Genomic DNA, 22932 nt, shown 5'->3' with positions numbered 1-22932 from the left:
TTTGTTCAGACGCAAACATTGCGCTTTAGCTGTTTTTGGTTGGGGGCCATCGCTGCCATTTGGCTGCGTTGGTGCACCAACGCCCTCAATATCAAGCGGGCTGGCATCAAGAGAACGACGCGACGAAAAAACAATCGACATTTTAAAACTTTCGGAGCACTCGTAACAAATACAATCTTTACGCTAACACGGATTGACCAAAACGGATAGAAAATTCACGCCAACATGCTTTGCATCGCATCATCGGTGCTTGCAATCTCGGAAGGCGTAAGGTCCGATTGGGCCTGAGCAATAGCGTTTTCGCCAGCCGCTGCTGTCTCTTCCATAAGTATGGCAATGGCTTCATTGGCCAACTCAGAAGCGTCTGGCACTTCAGGGATGTCCAGCAACTCAGCCTGGTGCAACAGCAGTTCCGAATACTCGCCACCAGCCGCCATGACGGTTGAATCGACACCAACCTTGGTGACGTTGGCCGCATTCAACAGCGCGTTTCCGGCACCGTTGACCACCGCATCAACGGCGGCAGCACCATCAACCGAAAGATCGTCCTGATCCTGCAGCAATGTAACCTGTTCGACCGAGTTGATCTGCACCAGATCCCCTTCGATCTTCAGTACGCGGATCAATTCCATACCGGCATAGTCGGGATTGGATGTCAGAGCGTCCTCAAACGCTTCGCGATCAATCTGCTGCAGCGGCATGGCCTCGGCATGGGCCATGTCCAGCTCTTCAACCGTGTCTTCGCCGGTCGTCGTCAGAGAAGCCTGGTTCATGACCAGATTGTCGTCACCTTCTTCCGGCGTGTTGCCATTTCCATATACGTCGTCATCCAACAACGCGATGGTCTGGTGCAGCATATCGACCGAAACCATGTTTCCGCCGATCATGATCAGATCATAGAAGTTACCCAACTGAACGATGTTGGTCACGTTGGACAAGACGTTGTCACCCAGCGTGAACAAGCTGGTCGAAGCTGAGATTTCCGTGCTGATTTTGTCGATATCAGTGGCGTCGATCACCTGCTTTATAAAGTTCGTGACCCATAAATCGCCTTGTATCCATGTAACCGAGACAATCGGATCCGCACCCGGCTCCGCTACACTGTCGTCTTGCCACCATTCTTCGCTGGATTCCGTCCCGATATATGAGGCCTGAACCACATTGGTATCGCTTTGAACGCCGGGGCCACCCTGATCGATGTCAGAAACGACTGCCACCTGGCTGACCACCGTAAGGTTAACGGATTTTCCGCCCACTGCGATAACAGGAGCATCCACCCATGCCACCGTGATGGCGACTTGGTTCACGGCGAGGTTTCCGCCCGCGATAACTGTGTGGCCCTCGCCGAACTCATCGTCATCCGAACGATCCCATTCGGCCGGCATCATGTCCGGCGCATCATTCTCTTCTTCGTCTTCATCTTCAGTCTGATGGTGCGCCGGCAGAAGGTCGTTCCAGTCCGGGATTTCTTCGACGACTTCGCCATTCACGATAACGCCCAGCGCGTCCTCGCCGTGGAACTGGTGGATGGTTACGCCTTCGATTTGAGAAATCATCGGCGACTGCATCTGATCAGCCAGGCTTTCGAGGTATTCCAGCGACTTATAGTCTTCAATGTTCAAAGATGGCGTTGCAATTGCATGCATCGACAAGGCGACATCCAGCATCTGCTGGCCTTGCGCAATCTGGATTTCGACATCGCGGAAATCGCCATGCCCAACCACGTCGTTGTCGCTCATGACAATTGTCTGGAAGTTATAGGTTACGGCTGATCCGATGATGAGCGGCGGGACCTGTGGGTCCAAAATCAATATAGCTGTCTGCGCTTCACCAAACTGCGCATCGGGGATGTATGAGGCAGGTCCAAAAGCCTGACCGGAAAACATCTCGCTCGTTTCAAGTGGCCCATCAGGTATGGGCGGCAGGGGAAGATCAGGAGGCGGCGGCAGAAGTTTATACGGAAGTGGTTCGTACTGACCCGGATCGAGTTTCAGATCTGCCTTGACCTTGATGGTGATCGGGTCTTCGAGTTCGTCCAGATCGTTCTTGCGCCGTAGCGCGGTAAATTCTTCGTACTGCTCCCGCAGACGGACTTGTTCAATAGTAAGCTCAAAGGTTCCAACAAAATGCGCAATCGTTTCTGTAATACTGTCGAGAGACATATCGGTTTCCTTTTCCCCGCCCCGGCCTAAAATTTCCGCTTTGGGTTTGTTGTACCGAGGCCGCCTGTCGCGGCCTCGGCAGTTTCGTCAGATGGTCGGGGCCCGATAATTCGGGCCCTGACTGCAACTTACACGTCAGTGTCGTCGCTGTTGTGGGTTGCGGTCATCGCGCCACCAACCATGGTCGTATCGACCGAGTTACCAAGCACGTTGGCACCCATGACGATCGACTGGTTGAATGCCGATGTGTCCACCACGGCCGCTGCCGAAGCATAGGACTCACCGTTGACGATACCGTCTCCGGCATTGCCCGAGCCCCACGATCCAGCGTCACCGCCAGCACCGCCAGCACCCGAGTATGCACCCGAGGCCGCGCCACCATCGACGTCAGCGCCGTAGGTTTCACCACCGTTAGCCGTGCCTGCTGCACTGCCAGAGGTTCCACCGTATCCGGCACCGGCACCGCCGCCGCCACCGACACCTGATTGTGCTGCACCAGTGGCGCTGCCCGTTCCGGTCGAGGTTGCGTCGTTGTCGGACATCGCGTCGCCGCCATACCCGGCAATAGCCTCTGCCATGCTGTCAGCCGAACCATCAGTGTCAGCTTCCGAGAAGACGTCGGACATTCCACCGTCACCGGCGGTGTTCACCGCATCTGCAGAACCGGCACCTGTGCCCGTGGACGTCGCGTCCTGCTGGACAGCACCGCCGCCTCCACCGACACCGTCAGCGGTCGCAGTACCGGTACCATTGGACTGTGCCCAACCATCGACATCGTTGGTTCCACCGTCACCGGCATTGTTTTCCGCACTCTGGTTGTTGTCGGCTTCACCGTTGGCGTCGCCTGGCGATTGCGTAACGACCGGACCTTTGGCGTCCTGATCACCTACGCCCTGAGCATCGGCTTGCGAGTCAGCTTCACCGCCGTCAGCACCAGCATCGCCTCCGGCACCACCGACACCAGCTGCGCCTGTGCCGTCGCCACCGTCGCCGTTGCCGCCATCAGCTGCACCGCCGACACCTGTAGCACCGGCACCGCCGACACCAGTACCACCGGTACCCGTACCGCCTGGGCCGTTGCCACCATTGGCATCGCCGCCAACGCCAGTAGCACCGTCACCACCGTCGCCGTCGCCGCCATCACCACCAGGGCCGTTGCCGCCGTCACCAGCACCACCAACACCAGGGTTGCCACCATTGGTGTCACCACCGCCGTTGCTTGCGCCAGCTGCGCCATTGTTCTGACCAATCAGACCGTTCTGCTGGTTCAGAGCTGCAAGCGCACCGTCGACTTGACCGGACGTTCCGCCAGTTCCGTCGCCGCCGTCACCGTCGCCGCCGTCACCGTCGCCGCCTTCGTCGCCGTCGCCGCCGTCGCCGTCGCCGCCGTCGCCGTCACCGGCAGTCACTTCACCAGCGTCGCCGTCGCCACCTGGGCCGTTGCCGCCGTCTCCGTCGCCGCCGTTGCCGCCGTCACCGTTTCCGCTGTCGGCATCACCGCCGTCACCGCCGTCGCCATCGCCGTCACCGCCGTCGCCGTCGCCGCCATCAGCGTCACCACCGTCAGCATCTGCATCTGCTTCCGAACCTGCACCCGCAAGGCCAAGACCGATGTTACCACCAGATGTGGAGTCACCGTTTTCGGCTTCGGTTTCGCTTTCGTTCAAAGCACCGCCAAGGTTGCCAGCCAGACCGCTTCCGCCGTTTGCGTCATCGGCTTCCGATTCATTGTCAGCTTCGGAATCGACTTCAGTGTCGGCTTCGGAGTCGTTGTCTCCACCTTCCGAAGAACCGTCATTGCTTGCTCCGGAGAGACCAAGCCCAACGCCAAGTCCGATCGAACCAGCGTTGCCGCCGTCGCCACCATCGCTATCGATGTCGACTTCGGTTTCGCTTTCATTTTCGGCATCCGATTCAGCGTCTGCGTCGCCACCTTCACCGCCGGTGCTGTCGCCATCCGCATCTGCTGCAGAATGTCCGACTCCCAGACCGAAGTTCAGTGCGTCACCGGAGTCACCACCGTTTCCGCCATCGCCGTCACCGTCGGCATCACCGCTATGACCACCAAAGGCCGCTGTGTGCCCGCCGTAGGTTTCGCCATAAGCGTCACCGGCAGTGGTCTCGCCACCATCGCCAGAGTTTCCGCCATCAGCACCTGCGCTGATGCCGTCGCCAGAAGTTGCGTCGCCGCCTTTGGCATCGCCCATCTGCTTGAAGGTACCGTCGTTGTTCACTTCGGCGTTTTCAAGAGTATCGTCATCGCTCAGGTTGGCATACTGGCTGTTGATCGCCGACATTGCGGTTGTTGTACCGCTCATGTCGATGTTCAGGTTCAGATCATCGCCGGGATCGTAGTCAATATCGCCACCAGCGGTGATCACATCACCAAATTCTGAACCGTTAGCGTCGATGTCAACGACATCATCATCGCTCGGCATACCTTCTTCGCCGAAATCGATGTGAACCCAGTTTGAGTTGTCATTTTCGTTGTCACCGTTGGTCTGACCTTGACCCTGGTGCTGGCCTTGATCCTGACCCTGGCCTTGTTCCTGGTCCTGACCTTGGCCTTGCTCATTGTCGACCTTGGTCTTCTGAGCTTGCTCTTGATCCTGACCTTGGCCCTGTTCGTTGTCGACCTTGGTTTTCTGTTCGGTGTTTTCAAGTTCGATGTCGGCTTCTTTAATGTTGACATCTTCTACCGGAATAAAGACATCGCCGGTGTTAATTTCTTCTACGTCTACAACGTTGTTCTGATTGTTGTTACGTCCACGTGACATATTATTTTCCACTTATAAAGCGCACGGGCCATCATTCATCTACAAAACGGCTACTGGCGCGGTTGAACTAGGAAAAACACACAGGCGCAAAACGCGCTTGGTGCGGTCTCGTTTAGTGAAGTATCTCCCACCCTCCTTTCTCGGCTTAGCCGACTTCGTGTCTGCAGAAATGGCTCGCGTTAATGCGCGATTCGCCGACACATCAGGAATTATGACTTCAAAATAGAAGCAGACTCATGTTTGCAGGCCGAGGGCGAGCTGAATAGCTACCCTAAAGCACTAGAACGCTCAGTGCCTTGTTTTCATTGCCCTAAAACTTCAGTGGATGAAAAAGCCCGCTTTGCCAGCCTGCGCGGCAAGATTGAAACCAGCAGTTTAGGAAAGCCAACGATTTCTTCTACTTAAACGGGAAGCGGCATAGGTAACTTAATCGAAAGTATTAGAACTGTTTTTACACGATTACCGACGGCGTTGATGAAACTTGTACTTTCCGCTATAGTCACAGCTCTATACTGTTAATCACTTCAAATTCTGCACTACGTGTACTGGTTACAATTTCGCCGCATTTTTTCGCGGTGTGGGTAAATTAAGGGGGGAATAATGGGCATTCCGTTTCAGGATAGTGCTGTTCCAAACAATTCTAATCCCGAAGAATTCTCGATCAATTTCGTCGGCAAAGAACTCTTCTATTCAGACCAAACCATTCATGGTGTTCAAACCGAATTTGGCGTAATCACACGCCGGATCGCAACAATTGACGCTCTGCCAGCATCACGCGGCTCGGATGTAGGGGCCGGAAAGGTGGTTGTCGTCGATCAAATGATGCTGGACGACCTGCTAAACCGACCGAAGGTCTATACGGAAATCGCTGGATCAGGAAGCCTGGCCTTTGCCTACCGCAAAGAGGAAGCGGCCCGACTGGCGTTTGAAAAATGGGATCGCGGCAAATTCGGCGACATCGGATACCTACCGATGAACGTCGCACCGGATGTGTGGCGATCCATATTGCGGCTGCTGTTGCATGAAGAGCTTTATCTTCCATGTTTTCTTGCAGATTGCGTTGCGCACGCCCCCACGTCTTCAAATAGCGTTGCGACAGCAGCATCTACTCCAAGCGATCTTCACCCGACATACTCAAAACTTACGCGCCGGGAAAAACAGGTGCTGAAACTGGTGTCGAAAGGTCAAAGCAACAAGATCATCGCATCAAACCTTGGCATCACCGAACACACGGTCAAACTTCATATGCATAATGTGGCGGGCAAGATCGGTGTCAGCAACCGGACCGCAGCCGCACAATTCTATTTCGAGGTCGCGTCGGATGAAGCGCGAGAATTGCCCGTTGACTGACGATTTCGAAGCCCGTTTTGACCGCCTGATCCTAATGGTCGGCAAGTTGAACTACATGTGGACCAACACGGAAAGCCTGTTGATCCACCTGATTGCCGGGTTGACCCGAACTAGTAAGGATATTTCGGTCATCATTTTTCTGACGCTGAATACGACCCGCGCGAGAATCGATCTGGTCGAACGGCTGGCCAAGATGGAAGGTCGCCCGCCAGACATACGTGACCCGATCCTTAAGCACACGCAGCGCCTCAGCAAGCTGTCGGGCATTCGGAACAGATACAACCATTGCATCTATTCCTTCGACCCCGACAGCGGGAACCCCAAAACCATCCTGATGCGCATTGCAGATCGGAAGACGGACATCAAACTGGGTCGTCAGGATACCGTTGATGAGGTCGCGATGAAGGAAATCGAAAAGGTGGTCGATCAGCTATCCGTGGCAAACCGGGATATGTGGAAACTAATCAACGATCTTGGGTTTCCGACCTAAAAGTTGTGCGCTGGTGCGGGCGGTGGGACTCGAACCCACACGGGCGTACGCCCTTCAGATTTTAAGTCTGATATGTCTACCATTCCATCACGCCCGCTCAGCGTGCCGGGCCGACGTTGGACCTCAGGAACTCAGTAAGGCCATCAGGTGATGAATACAATGTGTTTCGCCCGGGAAAATTCGGATTCAAAACGTTGAGGCATTGCTAGACTTTTTCCTTCTTACGCATGCCAATAACACCTCGATCACTTTCTTTTGGGTTGCATGACACTTGCCTAACATCCGCTTACGGTTAAGTTCGTGCCGCAGAGCAGAAAAGTAATTGAGTCTAATCGTGAGCACCGAGCACAAGTCCTTTGAGGATCGTATCGCGCAAATTAACAAACGCACGGAAGAAACAGCCAGCCAGAGACCGAAACCCAAAACCGAAAGCGTCTGGAAACGCCTCGCGTATCCTGGCGCGTTCGTGGGTGCATTTGCACTAGGGTCCGTGGTGGTTTTCCTGACCCGCTTCATTCAATTTCAAATGGTGGGCGTGCCGGAAGCTGGCAACGTGAACGCGCAGGATTTCATCGGTATCGCAATGGCCAGCCTGGCGGGGATGGTCATTTCTATGTTTCTCAGAGACAAACAAAAAGAGTTCGCAAGTGCCAGCACCGTTGGGGTCTTGCTGACAACCTTCACTTTTCACAACCTAGTTTGGGCCTACCCTGTTCATTTCGAACAGATGTATAGTGAGGACTGGGTCGAGTTCATGCAAAAGATCACTGAGCCCTCCAGTCTTTACGTCTTTGGAATCACTATAGGCTTAAGCTGATCCGCAAGTATCGAACTGGGCGACTTTGTAGCCAAACGGCTCCTGTCAGAATTCAATGCGGCAATACATTTATTTGTTGCGCCGCGTCAGTCAATGCCCTGCAAATTTCCCAGAACCCGGGAGCCTTGGCGCCGTGGGACCTCAGATCAGAACCAACCACCATGAATGAGCCTGTTTCGCGCTATGCGACCGGGACAGGTTCGTTCGCTTGGTCGGGCGGTAAGCCTAAACATTTTTAAGTTTGGAATTTAATGGTGCCCCACTCGATCTCGAACCACGGACAGACTAGTTGGGCACGTGAGTATCTAAACCGGCCCGCGTGACCTTCATAGAGACCGCCCCTTGATAAGGACGGTTTCTTATTTGTTTATGTCCGCTTTGAGCCCATCGCCGCCGTCGGTAAGCTTCCTCGGTTCAGGCATTCAGGCGATACGCCGCTTTGGAAACTGGCTCTCTTTTTCTAGCCATTTTGCGTAGAGCGGACAACCACAGAACTTCGGATGGAGACGCCTTCGACTGCATCACCACTGTTGGAATAGGCATTTTTGAGACAGTGAGCGCGAATACTGTTGTAGGTGCACCTTTGTAAACCACGCGCTGTTTGGCGCGATGCTACACGGAAAGGCTTCAAACTTCTTGTCTGGTCGTCCTCGCCCTAAAACAAACATTTGACCGGCCCGGGCGGCCGAGCTTTTTTGTACCTATTGGTTTGATTTGAACGCCAACTCTCTCAGGGCTAAGTCAGACAGTTTTGCTGTTCGAGAATCCACACCGCGCCCTAGCAAGAAATGCTTATAATCTGGAGACGATTCAAGGAATTTTTGGCAGAGCTTGTCTTCCAACCGTATTGCATATTGCAGGTGCCGGCGGTCCTCCTGTGTGAACGGAATAGGCCCCTGGACTCGCTTCAAACAAGCAAAAATGTTTGGCCCTTCTCCGACATTGATATCAGTGACTTCAAAATCGATTGCGCCTATTTCCAATAGGTCACGCATCAAGAACAAGAAACTGCTTGGTGTGAAAACCCAACGGTGCATGTCAATGTACTCAGGGGGCGAAACGGCTTTTGCGCGCGTTTCTGACAATTCTGCCCACTCTTGTCGTGGATCGGCGTAGTGAAAATCGAAGCTTGATACTTCATGGTCAACCACCCACTCTGAATGGCCGTTGTTTGCACAAATGAGGTTCGAGCTGTCGTATAGCACGTCAGCAGGGTGCACTTTGTCGTTCGCCCAGTACGAACGCAAGACGTCGCCGGTGGTTGTGATTGGCCTGAAGAAATCAAACGAAAAACGTTTGTCTGGAATCGCAATCAAGACTTTGCCGTTCTCGTTCAAAACCTCCTGACAGTCTTTGAAAAAGCGAATGATGTCGACAAGGTGCTCGAGGGCGTGTGAGAGGGCAATAAAGCCAAACTTTCCCTTTTGCTTTTTGGGAACAGACGATGCAAATGAAGAGCCTTCCACGATATAGTCGACCTCCTCTATACGTTCGATATCGACGCCCTTGGGACCGTACTTATCTATGAGTCCCTGTCTATCCAGATAGTCCAGGGCCATAACGTTCCATCCATCAGACTTTGGGAAAATCGGGTTATAGCTTGGGCCAATCTCCAACCCATTTTCTTCTTTGCTGACAAACGAGCTCAAATAGGCGTCACGGTTCTGCATGGAAGTTCCTTTGGGTAAATTGCCAATCTCGACACTGGTTCATCTTTGCACGCCTTTCAATCTCAGATTTCGGCGGCGTTACTTAGGAATTGTTGGTCGTGTCTTTTTTTGTTTCAGGAACTAAATCAAACGACGTCGTGTCGCCGCCCGGCCGATTGGGGCGGACGAAATCCTTCTATCCACTTTTTCAACTTACTAAGGGCAAAATTCGCAATGCGCGCTTTCAAGAAACAGACACTATTAGTGTGGGCATGTTTGTCGCCATTCCCGCAAAGAATCGGCAGGCCGGCAACTGAAGCGCGCACAGCCATGCCTAAACCCTGTCCGTCAGTCAGATTGTGCCCAGGCCTTCCTAAATTCAGGATAGTATCTCGGCCACTAACTCCGAATCCGATTTCCGCTCAAAACAAAGAGCAAAGGCCCACATGGCGGAAGCAGAGAAAGAGACCCCGGCGCCAAAAACAGCGTAAGTCTTTGATTTTTGGATGGTGCCCCCACACGGACTCGAACCGCGGACCTACTGATTACAAATCAGTTGCTCTACCAGCTGAGCTATAGGGGCGCTGGGTGTCGATTACTTTCTCTTTTGACGGACTGCAAGCCTCAATTTTCATCCAAACTTAGGGATTTTGGATTTTCCTTGCGATGCGGCCGTTCACTCTTAAGCGGTGGGTGTGGATTTGACTGTCTCCGGCACAGCCTGTAACTCGACAGGCGGGTTCAGGAATGCAAGGACAAGAACCAAACATGCAGTTTGCTATCCACGCAGGTGCGGCTTTTACCGATGAAGGGCGGCTGCTCAGGTCGTTGCAAGTCAATGGGGGCTTACTGACTCAAAATGGCGTGGCTGTCTTCGGTCCTCGCCGTTTCCGGCAAGTGTTCAAACCAGCATTTCAGGCGTTGAATACACGCCCCCCGTTGCCTGATGAGGTTGAAAGTATTCGGAGCAATCTGCCAATCCAACCTTGGGTGAAGCGGGCCATATTCGTCAGCGAAGACTTTATCGGCGAGAAAGACGTGGTACTTTCGGATGGGCAATTCTATCCTTTTGCAGGCAAACGCCTTTCTGTTTTGGAAGAGTCCTTTGGCGATTGTCAGCTGGAATTGTTTCTGGCCCTCAGAAACCCCGGCAGTTTTATCCCCAAGCACCTGATGTCCCTGCCAGAACAGGCGCGCGAGGGCGTGATCCGCAACAATGATATAAGTCACCTCAGCTGGGTCAGGATGATCGAAGACATTCTCGACTTTGCCCCAGGAGTGCAGATCACCTTGTGGTGCAATGAGGACATCCCGCTTATCTGGGGTGACGTTGTTCGCAGCGTCGGCGGACTATCTTCCGATGTTCCGATCAAAGATGAGTATGACCTGCTGATCTCGTTGCTGACCGAGGAAGGTCAAGCGGAAGCGCAAGCAGTCCTAAACCAGGAAGCGACGCTTTCACGGACTGAGATTCGGGATACACTTTCCGATGTTCTGGAAAACCATGCCCAACCGGAAAAAATGGAAGAAGAATTGAACCTGCCCGGATGGAGCGATGAGATCATCGACGCGTTTTCCGAACTGTACGATCAGGATCTCACCAAGCTGGAAACGATGGCCGGGGTGAAGGTTCTGAAACCCTGACCCCGGGGCGACTTACATGCCCAGCGCTTCCTTATACATTTCAAGCACCGCTTCTTCTTCGGCGATATCGTCCTTGTCGCGCTTGCGCAGCGCGATGACCTTACGCATCACTTTTGTGTCGTATCCGCGCGCTTTGGCTTCAGCCATGACCTCTTTCTGCTGTTCCGCCAAATCTTTTTTTTCGGCATCCAAGCGTTCGATCCGTTCGACGAACTGACGCAGCTCACCCGCTGTTACACGGTAGTTGGCGGCGGCCTGATCTTCGGTCACGTCTTCCATAATTATCTCTCCAAAAGGCTGCGATCTGATGCATTAGCAATGGCAGTTAGCCGGATACATTGCCGCCGCGTGGGCTGCAAGCATCCAATCCTCGATGGGCTTGTGTGCGCCCGGCCGATCCGCTAAGCGCAAGCAGCATTTGCAGGAAATGTGGGGAACCATGTTCGAATTCATCACCTGGGGCGGTGCCGCCCTTTCGCTTGCCGGCCTACTAGGCCTGGTTTGGTGTATTCTGCGTGTGATGAAAGCGCGCAAGTCCGGCCTGACGGACGAAGAGTTGCGCGCCGCTGTTCAAAGCGTTCTGCCGTGGAATCTGGCGTCGCTTTTTCTTTCTGTGATTGGCCTGATGCTGGTGATCCTGGGAATTTCGTTCAGCTGACGCTTTGCCTTAAACAGGCATATTGTCGAACTGCGCTTCCATCACATCTTCACACAGCGCGGCATCCAGATGTCGCAGTCGCGAAGGCACATGTACGCCCTGTTGACGCATCCGATCAATCACTTTGGTTACACTGGGCTGAAGCGCCAATCGGGTCTCAAGACAGGCATTCTGCAGCTTTTGCTCAAGGTGTTCGGCTTCGGAATACAAACTACTTGCAGACATAATAATCCTCCCAATTGCTATCACTGTCGCCGATATAGGTAACGGTTTTAAGACCTGCTTATCCTGACGAAGAAACGCGCGGAAACCTGCCTGCCACCTACCCGGCATCGGCAACCTGAGGCAGAATGATTAAATTCTACTCGGATTTGGATTAACTTGCCTTGACACGCATCAAATCGAAGATTGCCAGTTGCGTCATATTCTGAAAAACATATATGACTAAAGGCACGCTGACGGAGACCCAGATGACACCAATTGTGAAAGCGTTTTTTGACCCTGACACCAATACGGTCTCGTATCTCGTACAAGAACCCGAGGGTACGGCCTGCGCAATCATCGACAGCGTTCTGGACTTCGATCACGCTTCGGGTCGAACCAAAACCAGCTCGGCGGATCAGATCGTCGCTTACGTACGTGACAATGAACTGAGGGTGGAGTGGATTCTGGAAAGCCATGTGCATGCCGACCACCTCTCGGCTGCTCCCTATCTGCAGCAAGAACTGGGGGGAAAGATCGGCATCGGGGAACAGATCGTTACGATCCAGGAAACCTTTGGGAAGATCTTCAATGAAGGAACTGAGTTCCAGCGCGACGGCAGCCAGTTTGATGCCCTGTTTCGCGACGGCGACAGCTTTCACGTCGGACAGATGCGCGGTGATGTACTTCACACGCCCGGCCACACGCCTGCCTGCATGACATATGTCATTGGAGACGCAGCATTTGTGGGCGATACGTTATTCATGCCCGATTTCGGCACAGCGCGATGCGATTTCCCCGGCGGGTCTTCGGAGAAGTTATTCGAGTCGATTCAGAAAATCCTGAGCCTGCCGGATGAAACCCGCATCTTCGTCGGTCACGACTACAAAGCTCCGGGGCGTGATGAATTTGCGTGGGAGACAACGGTCGGCGAGCAAAAAGCCCTGAACGTCCATATCGGACAAGGCAAGTCGATCGAGGAATTTGTAGAGATGCGCGACGCGCGCGATGCGACGTTACCCATGCCGCGCCTGATTCTGCCGTCTCTGCAGGTCAACATGCGGGCCGGGCAGATGCCTCCTGCGGACGAACAGGGCGATGTGTTCCTTAAGGTGCCGATCAACAAGTTGTGACGCGGACCCATCAGGCAAACTGAGGACAACAAATGTACACAGAATGGATTTGGGGACTGGCAGGTGGCCTGCTTATCGGGTTGGGCGCTGCGGTCTACCTTTTGGGCAATGGGCGCATCATGGGGGCAAGCGGAATTCTGGGGGGTCTTGTCGATGGCAGTGACCGGACCCTTGAACGCATAAGCTTCATTGCCGGTGTCGTTGCAACTCCACTTGTTTTAAGCCCTCTGCTCTCTTCTGCGCCCAAGACCCATCTAACCAGCAATTTTGCAGTGATTGTACTCGCCGGAGTTCTAGTTGGAGCAGGAACGCGCATTGCAAACGGATGCACCTCGGGGCACGGGGTTTGCGGAATCTCTCGGTTTTCTTTCAGGGGCATCATCGCGACGTTGATCTATATCGCCGCAGGAGGTGCAACAATTGCACTTATGCGGCATCTATGGGGGCTGATTTAATGCGGGTTCTCATTTCTTTGCTGGCTGGCTCGCTGTTTGGTGCTGGTCTTTTAATCTCGGGCATGACCGATACCACCAAGGTTCAAGGGTGGCTGGACGTGTTCGGCAACTGGGACCCCACCCTGGCATTTGTGATGGGCGGCGCGATCCTGCCCATGCTCATCGCGTGGAGGATGACGGCCCACCGCAAGCCGCTGACCGGCGGCCAGTTTCCCAAGGCTACCCCGCCTCAGTTGGATCGCCGCCTGATTATCGGCTCGATCATGTTCGGCATGGGCTGGGGTTTATCCGGGCTCTGCCCGGGACCAGCCATCGCGTCCATCACCTATGGCGGTCTTGGCGGAATCGTGTTTCTTGCCGCGATGCTCGCGGGAATGATTGCGGCGCCCAAGCTTGGTGTGCAACTGGACAGATCCGCAAACGCGGCCTAAGCAATTGCCATGGAGATTCGACCAATAACCCCCCGCTATGCCGTCTCACCCCAGATCACGGTCGAGGATGTACCAGCCATCGCCGCTGCAGGTTTCGTTAAGGTCATCTGTAACCGCCCCAATGCCGAAGTTCCGCCCAACATGCAGTCGGATGCAATCGGTCAGGCTGTTCTTGCGGCAGGGATGCAATATGAGGTTCTGGAACTGACCCACCAGACCATGACACCCGGCAATGTTGCCCTGCAACGGGAATTGGCCGAAAGCTGTTCTGGCCCCGTTTTGGCCTATTGCGCGTCGGGTACCCGCTGTTCGGTTGTATGGGCCTTGGGCCAGTGCGACCACATGAGCACGGATGAAATACTCGAGGCCACTACCAAAGCTGGTTACATGTTGGACAATTTGCGCCCTGCGCTGGATCATATGCGCGATTCAGACTGATAATGGCCTCAAGCGATCAGTTTTGCTCGGGCTCGTTGCCAAGACCCGTCAAACCAGCAAGTTGCGAAATCTCGGCCACCATCTGATCCGGGTTTCCAAGGCCCAGATCGCCCTCCAAATCATTCAATGCCGCTGAACTTATAGGCACAACGTCATGTGCTGCGTTTGATGGCATCGGGTCTGTCAGATCGTCCGGCACCGGCGCTTTGCTACGCGCCTCGAGAAACTCAGGCATTTCGGATTGTTCCAGTGCCTCAACCGAAACACATTCGTTCAGCCGAACTGCGCGCATCCCTCCGCATTGTCCCAGACGTCCGATTGCAGCCCGGTTTCTAGCGATGGTCAGGATTTCCGCGCGATCCAACCGCGATCCGGCCAGAGGCAGAACATCCCCCACCGTCAGCCCGGACAGGGTTGCCAACGGCACTGACATCCGGCTGATCACTGTGTTTAATTCAGCCCGAAAAACCCCCGATGCTTGCTCGAGGTTCGGGCCGGCAGCAATCTGAATTGCACCGTCCGCCCCCTGCTCTGCTGGCATATCGGGCAACAGGACCGTGATCTGTCCCTGCCGCAGCCCACCGCCAAGCTCAACCGTCAGTTCAAACACGCGATATACGTCCTCGATCATAGCCAAAGACAAGGATCGTTGATCCGGTAACCGCGCCTGAAACTCAAAACCGGTAAGGCTGGATCGTTCAGCAGTCGTGTCAACCAGCCCGGCGGCCTTGGTCAAAGCATCTTCCACCAGCGGCGCCACCATAGCTGCATCCGTATCGGTGAATTCGCGCGCTGTTGGTGGGCTGGCCATAACCTCACCAATTGTCTGCACTTGTACGATCGCTGATGCGACCCCCATATCTACGCAAATCGCTGCGGACATTCCGTCCGTATTGCCCAGACGCAACAACATCCAACCCGCGTCAATCACTTCTGCCAGCGCGTCCGGATTTCTGTGAGACTGCTTTGCGCCGATCACCGACAGCGGCAGCTGGAAGCGATCTCCTGCAGATCTCGCAAAAGCCAGCCGAAGGGCCCGCAGAACAGAACGCGGCTTTTCACCCTGCTCTTCCTGTCCCGCGGAAAGTTTGCGCGCCAAAGCTGTACTGACGGACTGCGTCATGCCGGATACCGAATTGAGTTTCTGAACCTGTTATCCGGTCTAACCCGTGGCGGGTTACCAATGTCTTTATGGCCTCGTCATTGCGCAGCTTGCCGATGCGCCATCGGAAGGCGGACGCGAAAGGCCGCTCCGCCCTGCCCGGGAAGATAGCTGATCTCACCACCCAAACGCTGCATGATCTCGCGACAGATGGCCAATCCCAGACCGGCACCACCCGCCTTGTCGCCACCGACACGGGCAAACTTTTCGAACACCATTGACTGCGCATCGGGTGGAATACCGCTGCCATTGTCCGCGAAATCGATGACAATCTGCCCCCCGACATCATGGGCCGAGATGGTCAGAACGGGTTCGTCCGCGTCGCAGTATTTCTGCGCGTTCGAAATCAGATTGATGAAAACCTGTCCAAGACGATCAAGATCAGTGTGCAGCGGAATGCGCTCGGAAGGTCGCGAGCGGCGTACCTTGAGTTTCGGGTGCGACCCCGCCAAAGCGCTGGAGACCGCCCGATCCAGGATCGAACTCAAGGTATCCCCGCCCATGTTCAGGTTTACACGGCCACTTTCCAGTACACTCAGGTCCAGCAAATCGTCCAGCAAACGCGTCAACCGCAAAGCCTCATCATGGATGATCGCTGCGTAACGCGTTTGCTCTTCGGCACTCAGACCATCTGTATCGCGCATGATCTCGGAAAAGGCCCGAATTGAGGTCATCGGCGTCCTCAATTCATGACTGACTTGACTGAGAAAGCCGTCCTTCTGTTCGGAAATCTGCGTCAGCTTGGTGTTTGCTTCTTGCAGTTGTCGCGCCGTGCGGCTGAGCTCGGCAGATTTGACTTCAAGCTGGCTGGAATACTCTAACAGTTCGGCCGACTCGTCCGCCACCGCAAGCAGGTCCTCGACAGAAACGGACGATCCACCGACAATCTGCCCGATCATCGCATGGGCCGTGGCTGCGCCGACCGAGCCGCTAAGTTCACGTTCCAGTCTTTCCAAAAACCCCGGCGTTGGCTCAGGCAGGCTTGACCGTCCACCTTGCGCTTCCGCCTCGTGCTGAAAGAACTCCTGCGCCGGGCCGGAGCCCAGAATGCGCTGTGTCATGATCATTAGGTCTTCGCTTTGCGCCACCGACCCGGTCCAGCCAGCCGGCGAGACCGAGTGATCAAAAACGTTGACGAACTGCGCACCCTGAAGGCGCTCCAACGGGCTGGGGAAGCTCAGCAAGGACGTGACGCAAAACGCGGCCGTATTCAAAGCCAACGACCACATAACCGAATGGACCATCGGGTCCATGCCTTCGATCCCGAACAGGGCACGCGGACGCAGCCAACCCCAACCGAAAAGGCCGTTCTGCAGCACCGAGTCGGGCATTATGGCGCCCCCCATCCCCGGCAGCAATAAAGTGTAGATCCACAGCACAAAGCCTACCGTCAGCCCGACCAACGCCCCGGTTCGAGTAGCCCCGCGCCAGAACAATCCGCCAACCAGCGCCGGCAGGATCTGAGAAATGCCTGCAAAGGCCACAAGTCCTATCGACGCAAGAGCTGCCCCACCGCCCGACAAACGATAGTAGTAGTAACCCAACGCCATGATGACCGCGATGGACACGCGCCGCGCCAGCAGCACTACGTTTCGCACGTCACCCGAGACCGAACCCGACCCCTCTTGCGTGCTTAGCCAGATCGGCATGACCAGATGGTTCGACACCATGGTCGACAAGGCCATGGCGGTCACGATGACCATCGACGTTGCCGACGAAAACCCACCGATAAAGGACAGCATCGCAAGCCAGTCATTGCCTTGCGACAGCGGTACTGTCAGGACGAACAGGTCAGGGTTCGACCCTTCTGGCATCAAATCCAGACCTACAACGGCGATGGGAACAACGAACAGGCTCATCAACAACAGATACAGCGGAAAGGCCCACGCAGCGGTTCTCAGATGCCCTTCGTCCGCATTCTCAACCACCATCACCTGAAACATCCTCGGCAAGCAGATGAAAGCAGCAGCGGACAGGAAGATAAATGTCGTCCATCGTCCGGCATCAACATTCCATTGCCCAATCTCTGAGGCGTCGATGCGATCCATAATCGGGCCGACCCCACCCGCAACGCCCCAAACGACAAAGATACCAACCGCAAGCAAGGCAAACAGCTTTACGACCGATTCCAGCGCAATGGCGGTGACGACACCGTGGTGCCGTTCGTTTGCGTCCAGATTTCGGGTGCCGAATAGAATCGCAAAGACCGCCAGACCTGCAGCCACCCAGAATACGCTGGAGCCTTCACGATAAAGGCCAGAAGGGTCAGCCTCGGCAAAGATGGAAAAGGAAAGGGTAATGGATTGCAGCTGCAGAGCGATGTAAGGCGTCCCACCCAATACGGCCAGAATTGTCACGCAAATGGCCAGCGTGTTTGACTTCCCGTATCGCGATGAAATCAGGTCTGCAATGGATGTGACGCGCTGAGTACGCCCGACCCGCACCAGCTTGCGCAAACCCCACCACCAACTCAGCATCACCAGTGTTGGCCCAAGGTAAATCGTGACGAACTCTAACCCGGACCGCGCAGCGTTTCCGACCGCGCCATAAAAGGTCCATGCCGTGCAATAGATCGAAAGTGACAACGTGTAGATCAGCGGCGACCGTAACCAAGCCCCCCGGCCAGCTGCAGCCATTCGGTCCGCAGCAAAAGCCACACCAAACAACAGCACGACATAGCCGAGGCAAACGAGGATCAGGACGTTTAGTGTGGCCATCGATCCGTCTCTGCCTCGGAATTGTCACTTCCAGCCATTCGTCTGGCTGCAAATCCAAAGATAAGGCTGATCAAAATCAGCAAGGCCCAGCATGTGAAGATATACAGGATTGCCGAAGACAGCGGTACGCCGCCTTCAGGCGCGCTGTGGCTGGGCCAGAGCAGCGGAATAGCAACCAAAGCGGCCCCCAGAATGGGTAACAGGCGTGCCGCATCCATCAACCTACGGCGGCGATAGCCTTGACGCTCGAGAAATAGCGAAGGTCGGACCCCTGTGGGTTTACGATCTTCGCCCGAATTCATGACCGGGTTGCCTGCGCGTGCAGGTCTCGCACTGCTGTCAGCACTTCGGCATTCGAAAACGGTTTTGTCATAAAGCGGCTGACCCCGGCATTTTCGGCCATTTCCCGATCTCGCGATTGCCCGCGTGCAGTCAGCATCAATACTGGCAAATGTTGCATACCCTCAAGCTCACGCAGGTCGCGCAGAATCTCCATTCCGCTCTTGCCGGGCAGCATAACGTCCAGAATGACCAGATCAGGGTCCGCCCCCTGAATGACCTGTAGTGCATCCGACCCTTCTGCGTGCGTTTCTACGTGCCACCCCTCTCGGGTCAGCAAAAATCGAATGGCCTCTGCGATGTTGGGCTCATCCTCAATTAACAGAACCTTGCGGCTCATATGTTCCTTCCTCCCCGTGACGGGTTCCGTCCATGAACCTGTCGGCGTCAGCTTACGCGTTCTGTCAGGAAACTGTCAAAAACCTTCGCTCAAAATCGACGGCTCGCGGCGCGAAGTGCACGCGTCATTTGGGCAGACCCGGCAACTCGGGCCGACACGCGTCACAGGTTGCGCGTTCTGCGCCCCCTCATCCACCGACCGAACAAGCATAACCGAATGGTAAACAGGCGCATCGTCATAGCCCGAAACCATCTGCGGCCACGCGTAAGCATAACAGTCGAACTCGGCCGCCGTTCGCCCTAACTGAACAACGCGTTTGCGGACCGGGACCAATGGCCTGTTCAGCGCCTGAAAGACAGGCCAGAACGGGCACGCTTCGCCGAATCTCGGCATGGCGAAGCCCGGAACGGATTTACTGAACAGGATACTCCCAGACGCGTCACAAACCACCAGCCCGGTTGGTCTGCTCAGATATCCGTCGGGCAATGTCGCCAGCCGCCGCAGAACCGTCCCAACATCTACTGAAAACCGCGCGGCCAGAGCCAGCGGATCGGGGTCGGCCTCGGTCAGAGCCTTCTGCACTTCTTCCAGGGGCATGGCCCTGGCATCGGCCGCATAGATTTCCAGATGTCCTTTGGCCACGGTTCGCGCCGCGGCCGAATCCAGCGAACTCAGGTCAATATCAGCGTCGGTTCCGCCGGTTTCGATGTGAGGAAAATGATGGCCGTTGGCCTGAAAGAACGCCTCAACATCCTCGGAGGGGACACCACGACGGTCTTCAGCCGTTTCAGAATCATCCAGGTACGCCACCAAAGACTTGGAACTGTCGGCCAAGCGTTCGGCATCCTGGTGAAGGTTGCGATGGAACCGATCGCGCCACTCGGGTTCGATTTCCTGCGTGTCGGCCAAAATTGCCGCCGTTGAACGAATCGCTGCAGCTGTGGACAGCACTTCATGCATCGACGCGGCAAGATGAGGGTCATGCGTCAGCCGGTCGGACAGGGTCTCGACCGTGCGCTCCAACGAGACGACCCGGCGGTGCATTTGGGCCAGCACGCCCGCCCATCCGGGAAACCGTCCTGCGAATTCCTCCAGCGCATCCACTTCGGCTTGCTGCCCCACTGCGTCTGCAGCTGCTTCGCGCAGCGCTGAGATCAGCGTCGCCTCAATCCCTTGGGTCAGCAGCGAAGGCTCAACAGCCAGCGCATTGGCGATATCCACCAGCAGCTTACCCCCAATCCGACGGCGATTGTGTTCGATCAGATTCAGATAAGACGCCGAGATGCCGACCTGCCTTGCAAGTTCGGCTTGCCGCAAACCTGCAATCTGGCGTCGTTCCCGAATGCGGCTACCCGTCAGCGTATCGCGCATGTTATTTCACCCAATTCACTCAATCGTTTTCAAAACTCCCTTTAGATTTCTAATTCTTAACTGGTAGTTTTCATAGCCTATTTACAATCTTCACAGGCTTGACCACAAAATACCAAGACCTTTTGCCCCTGCGACCGGCGCGCAATCCGCCAAATCTGCATCCACCCTCTTCTAATTTTCCTGAAATCCTTGCACGATAGCCGAATGAGCGATCCAGCTTTCGAATATGCCCCCATCGGATTGGTCGAGTTGGAAAACCGCATCATCCGACGCTGCAATCTGCAATTCGCCCGCACCTTTGGCGGCGAAGAAGCAGAGTATCGCAACATGCCCCTATTGCATCTCTACCCTTCGGTCGCGGATTGGGAGAGGATCGGACAGCGCAGCCTCAAAGTTATGCAGGATACGGGATACTACACCGACGAACGGGTCATGCGCCGACGCGACGGTGACCTCTTCTGGTGTCGGGCACGTGGTCGGTCTCTAACACCGGACGACCCGTTTCGCCACGGGATCTGGAGCTTCTCCGACATTTCGGAAGAACGCCCGTTGGTCGAGCTGACGACCCGCGAACGCGAAGTTGCCATCCTGTCGTGCCGCGGTCTGTCGGCCAAGGAAATCGGCGTCGAATTGGGGTTGAGTTACCGCACGATTGAAGCCTACCGAGCGCGTTTGCTCGAGAAGTTCGGCGCGCGCAAACTACCGGAACTTGTGGCAAAACTCTCGGGGATGCCGCTTTAATCCCCTTCCCCCTCGAAATATTGGGTAAAACCGTTATCTGACAGGCCGAGACTGCGCTTTTCATGACCGTGCGCATAGCTTATAACGCTGCGTAATCAGACCAAAGCCCGCGAGAACAGACGGGCCAAAGGGGAACCGTCGAGGACACTCATGACAGATACCAAACACGAAGCGGATGTGGCATTCATCAAGGCACTGGCCGAACTGCTGCGCGAAAACGACCTGACCGAACTGGAAGTCATGCGCGAATATGGCGACGACGACAGCCTCAATGTCCGCGTCAGTCGCATGTCGCAAGTCGCACCCGCCCCTGTTCAGGTGGCCGTACCTGCAGCGGCACCAGCACCGGTAGCCGCACCCGCAGCGGCAGCTGCTGCACCTGTCGAGGCCCCAGCGGCACAGGAAGATCCGGCCAGCCACCCGGGCGCTGTCACCTCGCCCATGGTTGGAACCGTTTATATGCAGCCCGAACCTGGCGCGCCTTCCTTCATCAGCGTCGGCGCCTCGGTGTCCGAAGGTGACACCCTGCTGATCGTCGAAGCGATGAAAACCATGAACCACATTCACGCACCTAAATCCGGAACCATCAAACGCATTCTGGTTGGTGATGGTGACGCGGTGGAATTCGGCACCCCTCTGGTCATCGTTGAGTAAGGCAGTCCCATGTTCGACAAGATCCTGATTGCCAACCGAGGCGAGATCGCCCTGCGCGTCATCCGCGCCGCGCGCGAGATGGGGATTAAGACGGTTGCCGTCCATTCCACCGCCGACAGCGACGCAATGCACGTGCGCATGGCCGACGAATCGGTCTGCATCGGTCCTCCGCCCAGCCCGCAAAGCTACCTATCGGTACCCGCGATCATCTCGGCCTGTGAAATCACGGGCGCACAGGCGATCCACCCAGGCTATGGCTTCCTGTCTGAGAATGCCGAGTTCGTTCAGATCGTTGAAGATCACGGCATCACTTTCATCGGCCCCACAGCCGAGCATATCCGTGTCATGGGCGACAAGATCACCGCCAAGGACACGATGAAAGCACTGGGCGTTCCTTGCGTCCCCGGCTCGGACGGTGGCGTTCCCACGCTGGAGGATGCCAAGCGTATCGGTGAGGAATTTGGCTATCCCGTCATCATCAAAGCCACCGCCGGTGGCGGCGGGCGCGGCATGAAAGTCGCGCAGAGCGCCGATGAGATGGAAAGCGCATTCATGACCGCGCGGGCCGAAGGCAAAGCAGCCTTTGGTAATGACGAGGTCTATATCGAGAAATATCTGACCACCCCGCGCCATATCGAAATCCAGGTCTTTGGCGATGGCAAAGGAAAGGCCGTCCATCTGGGCGAACGCGACTGTTCGCTGCAACGTCGTCATCAGAAGGTGTTTGAAGAGGCTCCCGGCCCCAGCATCACCCCGGAAGAGCGTGCCAAGATCGGTAAAATCTGTGCAGATGCGGTTGCCAAGATCAACTATATCGGCGCAGGAACCATTGAGTTCCTGTACGAGAATGGCGAGTTTTACTTCATCGAGATGAACACTCGTCTGCAGGTGGAACATCCTGTGACCGAAGGCATCTTCGGCGTCGATCTGGTGCGTGAGCAAATCCGTGTTGCCGCAGGCGAGCCGATGTCGTTTGGTCAGGACGATCTTGTGATCAACGGCCACGCCATCGAAGTTCGGATCAACGCCGAAAAGCTGCCGAACTTCTCACCCTGTCCGGGCAAGATCTCGGCCTATCATGCCCCCGGCGGTCTGGGAGTGCGTATGGATTCGGCGCTGTATGACGGGTATTCGATTCCGCCCTATTATGACTCGCTGATTGCCAAGCTGATCGTACAGGGCCGCGACCGGGCCGAGGCCTTGGCACGTCTTGAACGCGCGCTGGGTGAGTTGATCGTGGACGGTATCGACACAACTGTGCCACTGTTTCACGCGCTGCTGCAAGAGCCGGATATCCACAACGGTGACTACAATATTCACTGGCTGGAACACTGGCTCGCGGCGAATATGGCCCAATAAAACCACTGGACCAGAGGGCGCTTGCGCTCTGGTCCCCAAGTATC

22 protein-coding genes and 2 tRNA genes are annotated in these 22932 nt (G+C 55.6%); 12 read left to right on the top strand and 12 right to left on the bottom strand.

All coding sequences use genetic code 11. From position 1 onward, the window contains the following. Positions 1–215: 215 nt before the first annotated feature. Both ACR0AK_RS04065 and ACR0AK_RS04060 read right to left on the bottom strand, forming a co-directional pair. Entirely contained in the window at positions 216–2162 is a 1947-nt protein-coding gene (locus ACR0AK_RS04065; protein ID WP_170560923.1) for a type I secretion protein, read from the bottom strand. A 128-nt stretch (positions 2163–2290) separates the two neighbouring features. Beyond that, on the bottom strand, positions 2291–4939 hold the full coding sequence (locus ACR0AK_RS04060) for a hypothetical protein (RefSeq protein WP_480792449.1): 2649 nt from the start codon (positions 4937–4939) through the stop codon (positions 2291–2293). A 600-nt stretch (positions 4940–5539) separates the two neighbouring features. Here ACR0AK_RS04060 and ACR0AK_RS04055 point away from each other — a divergent pair. Next, positions 5540–6289, top strand: a complete 750-nt coding sequence (locus tag ACR0AK_RS04055) for a helix-turn-helix transcriptional regulator (RefSeq protein ID WP_480792448.1) — start codon at positions 5540–5542, stop codon at positions 6287–6289. Continuing rightward, the gene (locus ACR0AK_RS04050; RefSeq protein WP_254453020.1) at positions 6261–6779 is read left to right on the top strand and encodes a hypothetical protein; all 519 of its coding nucleotides are present in this window, start codon (positions 6261–6263) and stop codon (positions 6777–6779) included. The genes ACR0AK_RS04055 and ACR0AK_RS04050 overlap by 29 nt, the downstream gene beginning before the upstream one ends. Positions 6780–6790: 11 nt before the next feature. Here the strand turns inward: ACR0AK_RS04050 and ACR0AK_RS04045 are convergent. Further along, a tRNA-Leu gene (locus ACR0AK_RS04045) sits at positions 6791–6876 on the bottom strand. 237 nt (positions 6877–7113) lie between these two features. Between ACR0AK_RS04045 and ACR0AK_RS04040 the strand changes: the two genes are divergently transcribed. Next, positions 7114–7596: a hypothetical protein gene (locus ACR0AK_RS04040; RefSeq protein ID WP_170560926.1), complete on the top strand. Its 483-nt coding sequence runs from the start codon at positions 7114–7116 to the stop codon at positions 7594–7596. Between the two features lie 701 nt (positions 7597–8297). Here ACR0AK_RS04040 and ACR0AK_RS04035 read toward each other — a convergent pair. Together ACR0AK_RS04035 and ACR0AK_RS04030 are read right to left on the bottom strand one after the other, a co-directional pair. Beyond that, positions 8298–9266 carry a methyltransferase domain-containing protein gene (locus ACR0AK_RS04035; RefSeq protein WP_480792447.1) on the bottom strand — a complete coding sequence of 323 codons (969 nt, stop codon included), beginning with the start codon at positions 9264–9266 and terminating at the stop codon, positions 8298–8300. A gap of 486 nt (positions 9267–9752) precedes the next feature. Continuing rightward, positions 9753–9828 (bottom strand) — tRNA-Thr (locus tag ACR0AK_RS04030). A gap of 185 nt (positions 9829–10013) precedes the next feature. On the opposite strand from ACR0AK_RS04030, the gene ACR0AK_RS04025 reads away from it, so the two are divergent. Further along, entirely contained in the window at positions 10014–10889 is an 876-nt protein-coding gene (locus tag ACR0AK_RS04025; RefSeq protein ID WP_480792446.1) for a hypothetical protein, read from the top strand. Between the two features lie 12 nt (positions 10890–10901). On the opposite strand, the gene ACR0AK_RS04020 is transcribed toward ACR0AK_RS04025, so the two are convergent. Continuing rightward, a complete protein-coding gene (locus tag ACR0AK_RS04020; protein ID WP_058272185.1) occupies positions 10902–11168 on the bottom strand; it encodes a DUF2312 domain-containing protein in 267 nt (88 codons plus the stop codon). A gap of 160 nt (positions 11169–11328) precedes the next feature. Here ACR0AK_RS04020 and ACR0AK_RS04015 point away from each other — a divergent pair, with 160 nt between their 5' ends. Beyond that, the gene (locus ACR0AK_RS04015; RefSeq protein WP_170560931.1) at positions 11329–11547 is read left to right on the top strand and encodes a hypothetical protein; all 219 of its coding nucleotides are present in this window, start codon (positions 11329–11331) and stop codon (positions 11545–11547) included. A gap of 9 nt (positions 11548–11556) precedes the next feature. Here ACR0AK_RS04015 and ACR0AK_RS04010 read toward each other — a convergent pair whose 3' ends face one another. Beyond that, positions 11557–11772: a hypothetical protein gene (locus ACR0AK_RS04010; protein WP_170560932.1), complete on the bottom strand. Its 216-nt coding sequence runs from the start codon at positions 11770–11772 to the stop codon at positions 11557–11559. Positions 11773–12017: 245 nt separating this feature from the next. On the opposite strand from ACR0AK_RS04010, the gene ACR0AK_RS04005 reads away from it, so the two are divergent. From ACR0AK_RS04005 to ACR0AK_RS03990, 4 genes are read left to right on the top strand one after another with little or no spacing between them, the layout of a single operon-like run. Beyond that, complete coding sequence (locus ACR0AK_RS04005) at positions 12018–12881, top strand: MBL fold metallo-hydrolase (RefSeq protein ID WP_170561518.1); 864 nt, start codon at positions 12018–12020, stop codon at positions 12879–12881. A gap of 32 nt (positions 12882–12913) precedes the next feature. Further along, entirely contained in the window at positions 12914–13336 is a 423-nt protein-coding gene (locus tag ACR0AK_RS04000) for a YeeE/YedE family protein (RefSeq protein WP_170560933.1), read from the top strand. Then, the gene (locus ACR0AK_RS03995) at positions 13336–13767 is read left to right on the top strand and encodes a DUF6691 family protein (RefSeq protein ID WP_480792445.1); all 432 of its coding nucleotides are present in this window, start codon (positions 13336–13338) and stop codon (positions 13765–13767) included. The genes ACR0AK_RS04000 and ACR0AK_RS03995 overlap by 1 nt, the downstream gene beginning before the upstream one ends. 9 nt (positions 13768–13776) lie before the next feature. Continuing rightward, positions 13777–14205, top strand: coding sequence for a protein tyrosine phosphatase family protein (locus ACR0AK_RS03990; protein WP_170560935.1), 429 nt, complete (start codon positions 13777–13779; stop codon positions 14203–14205). 16 nt (positions 14206–14221) lie between these two features. On the opposite strand, the gene ACR0AK_RS03985 is transcribed toward ACR0AK_RS03990, so the two are convergent. The 5 genes from ACR0AK_RS03985 to ACR0AK_RS03965 form a co-directional block, all read right to left on the bottom strand. Then, positions 14222–15328, bottom strand: coding sequence for a FliM/FliN family flagellar motor C-terminal domain-containing protein (locus tag ACR0AK_RS03985; RefSeq protein WP_480792444.1), 1107 nt, complete (start codon positions 15326–15328; stop codon positions 14222–14224). Between the two features lie 77 nt (positions 15329–15405). Next, positions 15406–18084: a sensor histidine kinase gene (locus ACR0AK_RS03980; protein WP_170560937.1), complete on the bottom strand. Its 2679-nt coding sequence runs from the start codon at positions 18082–18084 to the stop codon at positions 15406–15408. After that, positions 18072–18386, bottom strand: a complete 315-nt coding sequence (locus ACR0AK_RS03975) for a hypothetical protein (RefSeq protein WP_480792443.1) — start codon at positions 18384–18386, stop codon at positions 18072–18074. The genes ACR0AK_RS03980 and ACR0AK_RS03975 overlap by 13 nt, the downstream gene beginning before the upstream one ends. Further along, positions 18383–18763, bottom strand: a complete 381-nt coding sequence (locus tag ACR0AK_RS03970; protein ID WP_170560939.1) for a response regulator transcription factor — start codon at positions 18761–18763, stop codon at positions 18383–18385. The genes ACR0AK_RS03975 and ACR0AK_RS03970 overlap by 4 nt, the downstream gene beginning before the upstream one ends. Before the next feature lie 75 nt (positions 18764–18838). Beyond that, positions 18839–20134: a helix-turn-helix domain-containing protein gene (locus ACR0AK_RS03965; protein WP_480792442.1), complete on the bottom strand. Its 1296-nt coding sequence runs from the start codon at positions 20132–20134 to the stop codon at positions 18839–18841. Positions 20135–20338: 204 nt separating this feature from the next. On the opposite strand from ACR0AK_RS03965, the gene ACR0AK_RS03960 reads away from it, so the two are divergent. The 3 genes from ACR0AK_RS03960 to accC all read left to right on the top strand — a co-directional run bounded on the left by ACR0AK_RS03960 (position 20339) and on the right by accC (position 22888). Beyond that, positions 20339–20875 (top strand): LuxR C-terminal-related transcriptional regulator, encoded by a 537-nt coding sequence (locus ACR0AK_RS03960; protein ID WP_170560941.1) that lies wholly within the window; start codon positions 20339–20341, stop codon positions 20873–20875. Positions 20876–21025: 150 nt separating this feature from the next. Next, positions 21026–21529, top strand: a complete 504-nt coding sequence (gene accB / locus ACR0AK_RS03955; protein ID WP_480792441.1) for an acetyl-CoA carboxylase biotin carboxyl carrier protein — start codon at positions 21026–21028, stop codon at positions 21527–21529. Positions 21530–21538: 9 nt separating this feature from the next. Then, positions 21539–22888, top strand: coding sequence for an acetyl-CoA carboxylase biotin carboxylase subunit (gene accC / locus ACR0AK_RS03950; RefSeq protein WP_480792440.1), 1350 nt, complete (start codon positions 21539–21541; stop codon positions 22886–22888). Positions 22889–22932 lie beyond the last annotated feature (44 nt).

Source organism: Ruegeria sp. BI12 (assembly GCF_056537985.1).
Note: the sequence above shows the minus strand (reverse complement) of the source record. Positions and strands in the feature narration are given on the sequence as shown.

Bases quoted from the DNA above. Each gene is read 5' to 3' on its own strand.
- ACR0AK_RS03970 (WP_170560939.1), bottom strand. From the start codon at position 18,763: ATGAGCCGCAAGGTTCTGTTAATTGAGGATGAGCCCAACATCGCAGAG.
- ACR0AK_RS03990 (WP_170560935.1), top strand. From the start codon at position 13,777: ATGGAGATTCGACCAATAACCCCCCGCTATGCCGTCTCACCCCAGATC.
- ACR0AK_RS03995 (WP_480792445.1), top strand. From the start codon at position 13,336: ATGCGGGTTCTCATTTCTTTGCTGGCTGGCTCGCTGTTTGGTGCTGGT.
- ACR0AK_RS04050 (WP_254453020.1), top strand. From the start codon at position 6,261: ATGAAGCGCGAGAATTGCCCGTTGACTGACGATTTCGAAGCCCGTTTT.
- accB (WP_480792441.1), top strand. From the start codon at position 21,026: ATGACAGATACCAAACACGAAGCGGATGTGGCATTCATCAAGGCACTG.
- ACR0AK_RS04065 (WP_170560923.1), bottom strand. From the start codon at position 2,162: ATGTCTCTCGACAGTATTACAGAAACGATTGCGCATTTTGTTGGAACC.
- ACR0AK_RS04060 (WP_480792449.1), bottom strand. From the start codon at position 4,939: ATGTCACGTGGACGTAACAACAATCAGAACAACGTTGTAGACGTAGAA.
- ACR0AK_RS04010 (WP_170560932.1), bottom strand. From the start codon at position 11,772: ATGTCTGCAAGTAGTTTGTATTCCGAAGCCGAACACCTTGAGCAAAAG.
- ACR0AK_RS03985 (WP_480792444.1), bottom strand. From the start codon at position 15,328: ATGACGCAGTCCGTCAGTACAGCTTTGGCGCGCAAACTTTCCGCGGGA.
- ACR0AK_RS03965 (WP_480792442.1), bottom strand. From the start codon at position 20,134: ATGCGCGATACGCTGACGGGTAGCCGCATTCGGGAACGACGCCAGATT.
- ACR0AK_RS04015 (WP_170560931.1), top strand. From the start codon at position 11,329: ATGTTCGAATTCATCACCTGGGGCGGTGCCGCCCTTTCGCTTGCCGGC.
- ACR0AK_RS03980 (WP_170560937.1), bottom strand. From the start codon at position 18,084: ATGGCCACACTAAACGTCCTGATCCTCGTTTGCCTCGGCTATGTCGTG.
- accC (WP_480792440.1), top strand. From the start codon at position 21,539: ATGTTCGACAAGATCCTGATTGCCAACCGAGGCGAGATCGCCCTGCGC.
- ACR0AK_RS04005 (WP_170561518.1), top strand. From the start codon at position 12,018: ATGACACCAATTGTGAAAGCGTTTTTTGACCCTGACACCAATACGGTC.
- ACR0AK_RS03975 (WP_480792443.1), bottom strand. From the start codon at position 18,386: ATGAATTCGGGCGAAGATCGTAAACCCACAGGGGTCCGACCTTCGCTA.
- ACR0AK_RS04055 (WP_480792448.1), top strand. From the start codon at position 5,540: ATGGGCATTCCGTTTCAGGATAGTGCTGTTCCAAACAATTCTAATCCC.
- ACR0AK_RS04025 (WP_480792446.1), top strand. From the start codon at position 10,014: ATGCAGTTTGCTATCCACGCAGGTGCGGCTTTTACCGATGAAGGGCGG.
- ACR0AK_RS04035 (WP_480792447.1), bottom strand. From the start codon at position 9,266: ATGCAGAACCGTGACGCCTATTTGAGCTCGTTTGTCAGCAAAGAAGAA.
- ACR0AK_RS04020 (WP_058272185.1), bottom strand. From the start codon at position 11,168: ATGGAAGACGTGACCGAAGATCAGGCCGCCGCCAACTACCGTGTAACA.
- ACR0AK_RS03960 (WP_170560941.1), top strand. From the start codon at position 20,339: ATGAGCGATCCAGCTTTCGAATATGCCCCCATCGGATTGGTCGAGTTG.
- ACR0AK_RS04000 (WP_170560933.1), top strand. From the start codon at position 12,914: ATGTACACAGAATGGATTTGGGGACTGGCAGGTGGCCTGCTTATCGGG.